General features: G+C 70.3%; 1 protein-coding gene. It reads left to right on the top strand.

Going from position 1 to position 1,611, the window contains the following annotated elements; translation table 11 throughout:
• A partial coding sequence (locus WA805_RS28955) for an Rne/Rng family ribonuclease (RefSeq protein ID WP_425243912.1) occupies positions 1–1,611 on the top strand: 1,611 nt, incomplete at both ends.

Raw genomic sequence — 1,611 nt, 5'->3', positions numbered from 1 at the left:
GACGTGGCGTCGCCCGACGACCCGCCGGACACCGTGGTGCACGTGCGCGAGCCGCACAACCCGGCGGACGACGTGCGCGCCATCAAGGGCTCCACCCGGCTGGAGGCGAAGAAGCAGCGCAGGCGGGAGGGCCGCGAGTCCGGCCGCCGCCGGCCGCCGGTGGTCACCGAGTCGGAGTTCCTCGCCCGCCGTGAGTCCGTGGAGCGGACGATGATCGTGCGGCAGCGCGGCGACCGCACCCAGATCGCCGTGCTCGAGGACGGCGTGCTCGTCGAGCACTACGTGAACCGCACGACGCACGCCTCCTACGTGGGCAACGTGTACCTGGGCAAGGTGCAGAACGTGCTGCCGTCGATGGAGGCCGCCTTCGTCGACATCGGCAAGGGCCGCAACGCGGTGCTGTACGCGGGTGAGGTTAACTTCGACGCGTCAGGCCTGGAAGGCCAGTCCAAGCGCATCGAGTCGGCGCTGAAGCCGGGCCAGGCCATCATCGTGCAGGTCACCAAGGACCCGGTGGGGCACAAGGGAGCGCGGCTGACGTCGCAGATCTCGCTGCCCGGCCGCTACCTCGTCTACGTGCCAGGCGCGTCGATGACCGGCATCAGCCGGAAGCTTCCCGACACCGAGCGGAACCGGCTTAAGAACATCCTCAAGAAGGTGACCCCGGAGAACGCTGGCGTCATCGTGCGCACCGCCGCCGAGGGCGCCGCCGAGGCCGAGCTGGACCGCGACGTGACGCGGCTGGCCGCCCAGTGGGAGAACATCGAGAAGAAGGCAAAGACGGCCAGCGCGCCGTCCTTGCTGTACGGCGAGCCGGACCTGACGATCCGGGTGGTCAGGGACGTGTTCAACGAGGACTTCAGCAAGCTGATCGTGTCCGGCGACGACGGCTGGGACGTGATCGACGAGTACGTGCGCTACGTCGCGCCGCACCTGGCGGACCGGCTCAGCCGCTGGGAGGAGTCGCCAGAGTCGGACGGCGAGGACGTGTTCGCCGCGTACCGGATCGACGAGCAGCTCGCCAAGGCCCTCGAGCGCAAGGTGTGGCTGCCGAGCGGCGGCTCGCTCGTCATCGACAGGACCGAGGCGATGACGGTCATCGACGTGAACACCGGCAAGTTCACCGGCCAGGGCGGGAACCTGGAAGAGACCGTCACCCGCAACAACCTGGAGGCGGCCGAGGAGATCGTCCGCCAGCTCCGGCTCCGCGACGTCGGCGGCATCCTCGTCATCGACTTCATCGACATGGTGCTCGAGTCCAACAGGGAACTCGTGCTCCGGCGGCTGCTCGAGTGCCTGGCCAGGGACCGGACCAAGCACCAGGTCGCCGAGGTGACCTCGCTCGGCCTGGTGCAGATGACCCGCAAGCGGGTCGGCGCCGGCCTGCTCGAGGCCTTCTCCCAGCCGTGCGAGTGCTGCAACGGCCGCGGCGTGATCCTCACGCTCGAGCAGCCGGAGCCCGGCCACCGCTCGACCGCCGGGCACCGCGATCAGCGCCGCCAGGCGCCGGGCAACGGCAACGGCAACGGCCGGGACGCCAAGGACAGCCGCAGGGACAACGGCCGCGGCAACGGCGCGGGCCGCGCCGACCGGGACCGCCCGGTACGCGAG

The organism is Trebonia sp. (genome assembly GCF_049794275.1).
In the GTDB taxonomy this organism is placed as follows: Bacteria; Actinomycetota; Actinomycetes; order Streptosporangiales; family Streptosporangiaceae; genus Trebonia.
Note: the sequence above shows the minus strand (reverse complement) of the source record. Positions and strands in the feature narration are given on the sequence as shown.